The 5,465-nt window shown below is 62.7% G+C and carries 4 protein-coding genes and 1 pseudogene; 2 read left to right on the plus strand and 3 right to left on the minus strand.

The window, feature by feature from the left end:
* Nucleotides 1–16 precede the first annotated feature (16 nt).
* Both QZY03_RS01370 and QZY03_RS01375 read left to right on the plus strand, forming a co-directional pair.
* The gene (locus QZY03_RS01370) at nucleotides 17–1,330 is read left to right on the plus strand and encodes a PilT/PilU family type 4a pilus ATPase (RefSeq protein WP_295577474.1); all 1,314 of its coding nucleotides are present in this window, start codon (nucleotides 17–19) and stop codon (nucleotides 1,328–1,330) included.
* Between the two features lie 19 nt (nucleotides 1,331–1,349).
* Nucleotides 1,350–2,405, plus strand: coding sequence for a PilT/PilU family type 4a pilus ATPase (locus tag QZY03_RS01375; protein ID WP_295577468.1), 1,056 nt, complete (start codon nucleotides 1,350–1,352; stop codon nucleotides 2,403–2,405).
* A gap of 43 nt (nucleotides 2,406–2,448) precedes the next feature.
* Here the strand turns inward: QZY03_RS01375 and QZY03_RS01380 are convergent, their stop codons facing one another.
* The 3 genes and pseudogenes from QZY03_RS01380 to QZY03_RS01390 all read right to left on the minus strand — a co-directional run.
* Complete coding sequence (locus QZY03_RS01380) at nucleotides 2,449–3,423, minus strand: PDC sensor domain-containing protein (protein WP_295577471.1); 975 nt, start codon at nucleotides 3,421–3,423, stop codon at nucleotides 2,449–2,451.
* Nucleotides 3,424–3,674: 251 nt separating this feature from the next.
* Nucleotides 3,675–4,457: a hypothetical protein gene (locus QZY03_RS01385; protein WP_363168626.1), complete on the minus strand. Its 783-nt coding sequence runs from the start codon at nucleotides 4,455–4,457 to the stop codon at nucleotides 3,675–3,677.
* 108 nt (nucleotides 4,458–4,565) lie between these two features.
* Nucleotides 4,566–5,003: pseudogene (locus tag QZY03_RS01390) on the minus strand (PDC sensor domain-containing protein); the annotation flags it as partial.
* Nucleotides 5,004–5,465: the final 462 nt, after the last annotated feature.

A 5,465-nucleotide genomic window follows, 5' to 3' on the forward strand; every position in this document is an offset into this window, starting at 1 on the left:
CCAGGCACCGTACCCCATGGACCGCCAAGAAGCAGCAAAATTCATGCTCGACTGCCTTCGCACCATGCTGGCCCGCAAAGGCTCCGATCTGTTCATTTCCGCGGAGTTTCCCCCGGCGTGCAAGATCGACGGGCGGATGACGCCGCTGAGTGACCGCAGCCTCACCGGGTTGCAAACCAGCGTGCTGGTACGCGCCATCATGAACGACCGTCAGGTGCGGGACTACGAGGCGCATAAGGAGTGCAACTTCGCGATCAGCCCCCAGGGGATCGGGCGTTTCCGTGTCAATGCATTCATCCAGCAGGGGCTCGCGGGCGCCGTACTGCGTACCATTACCAGCCGCATCCCGGAACTGGATGAGCTGAACCTGCCGCCGGTCCTGAAAGACCTGATCATGACCAAGCGCGGGCTGATCCTGGTCGTGGGCGGCACCGGCTCGGGCAAGTCGACCAGCCTGGCGGCCATGCTCGGCCACCGCAACGCCAATAGCTTCGGCCACATCATCACGATCGAGGACCCGGTGGAGTATGTCCACCCGCACCGCAACTGCCTGATCACCCAACGCGAGGTCGGAGTCGACACGGAGAGCTGGGACACCGCCCTGGTAAATACCCTGCGGCAAGCGCCGGATGTCATTCTGATCGGCGAGATCCGTCAACGCGAAACCATGGAGCACGCCATCAACTTTGCGGAGACCGGCCACCTGTGCCTCTCCACCCTGCATGCTAACAGCGCCAATCAGGCCCTGGACCGCATCATCAATCTGTTTCCGGAAGAACGCCGGGTGCAATTGCTGATGGATCTCTCGCTCAACCTCAAGGCGGTCATCTCCCAGCGCCTGCTGCCCTGCACCGACGGCGGGCGCATCGCGGCGATCGAGATCCTGATCAACTCGCCGCTGATCCAGGACCTGATCTTCAAGGGCGACGTGCACGGCATCAAGGCGATCATGAAAAAATCGCGGGAGCTCGGGATGCAGACCTTCGATATGGCGCTGTTCGACCTCTACGAGGCCGGCAAGATCAGCTATGAAGACGCGATCCGCAGCGCCGACTCGATGAACGAGCTGCGCATCGCCATCAAACTGGAGGGTCACGAGTCCCGCGGCAAGGATCACTTCGCGGATATGGAGGCTTTCTCGATCGTGCCGGAAGGCGACGAGGGCATCACCGACCCCGCATTGTTCGGAGCGCCGCCGGTTCAGCCGGCGGGTTCCGAAAGCGACAGGGTCCCCTTTGCGCCAGGCGAGACGACCACCGGACTCGCGGTGGAGACGACCCATCAGGGCGCCGTCTACCAGCCTGGAATCGTCAAAGCACATGGCACCTGAGCACACGTGAGACGCCGCGTTGGACATTACGCCCTACCTTGAGATGATGATCCGACATCAGGCGTCGGATCTCTTTTTCACGCCTGGGACTCCGGTCCGGATCAAGATCGAGGGGGTCATTCGCCCGATCGGTGAGTCGGAGACCACCGCGGAATTCTGCCGGGACGCGGTGCTGTCGATTCTCGATCGGGACAAGGCGCAGCAATTCGCAAACGAGTTGGAGGTGGATTTCGCGATCGCACTGGAGGACCGGGCACGTTTCCGCGTCAATGCCTTCCATCAGCGCGGCCAGGCCGCCATGGTATTGCGCTATATCCGGGCCACCATCCCCACCGTCGAGGAACTGGGGCTGCCGCCGGTGCTGACCCGGCTGATCATGCAGAAGCGCGGGATCATCCTGATGGTCGGATCCACCGGGTCCGGCAAATCCACGACACTCGCGGCCATGATCGACTCACGCAACGCCGCGGCGCCGGGCCACATCCTGACCATTGAGGATCCGGTCGAGTTCGTCCATCCCCACAAGCAGTGCATCATCAACCAACGCGAGGTTGGGGTCGACACCAAGAGCTATGCCGCCGCCTTGAAAAGCTCTCTGCGCGAGGCGCCGGACATCATCCTCATCGGCGAGATTCGCAGCCGCGAGACCATGGAAGCCGCCATTGAACTGGCCGGGACCGGGCACCTGGCCATTTCGACCCTGCACGCCAACAATGCCCATCAGGCGCTCGAACGGGTCATCAACCTGTTTCCTCAGGAACTGCACAAGACCCTCTTCCTCGATCTGTCCATCAACATGCGCGCCATCATCTCCCAACGCCTGGTGAAAACGGTCAGCGGCAAACGCACCGCCGCCATTGAGGTGCTGGTCAACACGCCGCACATTGCCGACCTGATCCGCGACGGTCGCGTCGACGAGGTGAGTGAGGCCATGCAGGCGAGCAATGAAGACGGCATGAAGACCTTCGACGATGCCCTGCTGGACCTCTTTCGCGCCGGGACCATCAGCTTTAACGAGGCGCTGGCCAATGCCGATTCGGCCCCGAATCTGGAGGCCAGGATCAACTTCGGCTGAAGCGGCAACGATCGTATTCGTTGCTTCACTTATTTCTGACTCGTTACTCAGTTTCCTCCAGGGCACAGGTCTCACCGCTGCCGATCCAAAACCCTAAGCTCTTGTGCAAAAACTCCTGCCACGGCATGTAGTGCGATCCGTCGCACGAAAAATTCAGCCCGACGATCCCGTTGAATACATTGAGCGAACCGGAGCGCAGGTAGATGGTCTCATCCATGAAACGCAGGGCTCGGAAAGTCTTGAAGACCTCGCCGACCTGATCCAGGGGAATCGCCGCATCCGCCGGATAGGGGCGACTGGGGTAGGCCAGACAGATCCCTGGGTCGGTCAGGTCCTCAAAATCGAGGAGGCGGAAACGGTAAGGGTCGTCGATCAACCACAGGGTGGCACGCGAACTGGAGAAGTGCAGCTTGCCGTGGAACACCCCGTGCACCGCGATCAACTCCCGCAGCAAGTCCAACACCTCGTCGATGCGCGTGTCCATGAGGCTTTCCACCCGTTCCTGAAGAAATAGCCCGCCGCGGATCGCCGGATCGCCCTTGAGTTGTACCCATTGCTCCGGCGGCCGATACACCTCGCGGGTCAGCGGCAGTTCGCGCAGGTCGAAGTCCGCTCCCAAATACCCGAGCGTCGTCCCCGCCGGTGACGCGATGCGCTGCACCGCCGTGAGCGAGGGGCGACGCTGATTGCGACTGATGTACGCCTGGGACAGAGAAAAACGTTCACCGGCCAAGGCGTCGGCCAGATAGGGCCGATCGCGGCGGTCCCGCCCGCAATACTCGGGCAGCAGGCCGCTCGGGGTGCAGTTGGCGGTCAATTGGCGCGCCTGCGCATCGAGCACATAGAGATACTTGCAGGATGGCAGACCCGGCAACGCCGCCAGCAGGCACTGCTCCAGTGCCGCCCGCGCGGGCCAGACGTCGGCACAGGCACGTGCCAGCCGCTCCAGTGGCGAGGCCAGCCGACCCCGCAATAACATCCGCTGCCGCGCGACTGCGGCTCGTAAGGGTTCGCTCATTCATTCCTCCGCTTGCGTATAAGAAACCGTTCACTCATATGCTAAACAAGTTCATTTAGAAACGCCTTCGGCGTCTCGGTCGTTGTCGTTGTCGTAATCGCAATCGTAATCGTAATCGAGTTCGATTGATGATCCCCGCGAGTATGCGTTGGTCCCGTGCGTGGCAATCGAAGCCTTTAAAACGCGTGACGGCCTTGTACGCCCGAGCGACGGAGCGAATCGAAACCCGATCGGCAGCGGGCTGCTCATGCCTAATTTGAATCGCTTATCCGATTACGACAACGATTACGACAACGACTGTGTTTGGCTCGTTCCTTAAGGGTACGCGTCCCCCCTTCCCAATTCACCCGTGCATCCAAACCATTGTCGCGACGAAAGCGCATCGCCTCGCGGATCAGCGCGAGACGCGACCGATCCTTGCCCCACACCGTGACGATCGCCGGGTCGGGGGTCGTGTCGTTGGTCCAGATCCGCCACAGCAAGGCCGCGTTCTCCCAATAGGCCGCCGCGACACTGTTGCCGTCCGGGCTGAAACGGGCGTAGGCCACACCACCCAGATCGGCCTCCAGCACCAGATAGGACCCCTCGGTGCGGGGCCGCCTGTCCGTCTGGCGCGGCGGCACGGGACGCTGCCACAGGCGCAGCGCGCCGTCACGGGACGCGGTGATGATCCAGCGCCCATCCGGGCTGAATTCGGCGGAGTAGATCCGGTCCTTGTGACCCTTGAGTTCCGCGATCAGCGCGCCGCCCCGGCTATCCCAGACCTGAGCGCGAGCGTCCATGGACGCGGTCACCAAGACGGCGCCGTCCGGGGAGAAGCGGACACTATAGAGCGCCTCGGTCTGCGCATCGAGAAACCGTGGCGCCCCACAGACGCCGTCCGCCAACGGAACCAGGACGCCCCGCCCATCCTCGCCGACACTGGCGATGGCACGTCCATCCGGGGCAAATACCAAATCGGTGATGGGAGCCCCATGTGGGTCGAGTCGACACACCAGGGACCAGGCCGCCCCGCCGGGCTCGGAGCGCAGCACCCGCAGGGTCCCGGCATCGTCGCCGGTGGCGAATAATTGGATCCCGCCCGACCCGGCGGCCGCGACGGCCGCGGCCTGGACGCGATCCGACCCGTGCTCCAGGACCGGGGAGAGCGGCAGTTCGCGCAGATCGAAGTCCGCCCCCAAATAGCCAAGCGTCGTCCCCGCCGGTGATGCGATACGCTGCACCGCGGTGAGCGAGGGGCGACGCTGATTGCGGCTGATGTAAGCCTGGGACAGGGAGAAACGCTCACCCGCCAGGGCGTCGGTCAGATAGGGCCGGTCGCTGCGATCACGCCCGTAGTACTAGGGCGGCAAGCCGCTCGGGGTGCAGTTGGCGGTCAATTGGCGGGCCTGCGCATCCAGTACATAGAGATACTTGCAGGACGGCAGGCCCGGCAATGCCTCCAGCAGGTGCTGTTCCAGAGCCGCCCGTTCGGGCCAAGCCCCGGCACAGGCGTGCGCCAGCCGCTCCAGGAGCGAGGCCAGCCGACCCCGCAACAACATCCGCTGCCGCGCGACCGCGGCACGTAAGGGTTCGCTCATTGACTCATCCGCTTGCGTCACTGGACTTGATTTGCGGCATCTGCATGCACCCGCCAGGGTCCGTCGATACCGCCGTGTGTCACACCCTATTCCGTGAAGACGGCTTGTCTATGACACCCTGTCACAGTCTTCACCCAGACCACATCAATCAGAGGCTTCTCGCACACGAGAAACAATCTGGCCGGTGCTGTTCCTGCGTCAACAATTCGACTATCCTACTTTACTCTTGCACAAAGTTGCGCGGGTGCGATCGAAACTGATGAGGTAGCTTAAAATACAGCGGTAACCGTCGACAAACACGAGGACCGCCCATGACCACTCTGCTGCCCCCCAACGATGAGCGACTGCTGGCCCGCCTGAACCAACATCCGCAGTTGCGTGCACGAATTGAGCGATTGGTTGACCTCGTCGAGGATGTCGGTGACGACCTGCGCAAAGCGGACGAGGCGGAGCGCCGGGTGA

Source organism: uncultured Lamprocystis sp., assembly GCF_903933125.1.
Lineage (GTDB): Bacteria > Pseudomonadota > Gammaproteobacteria > Chromatiales > Chromatiaceae > Thiodictyon.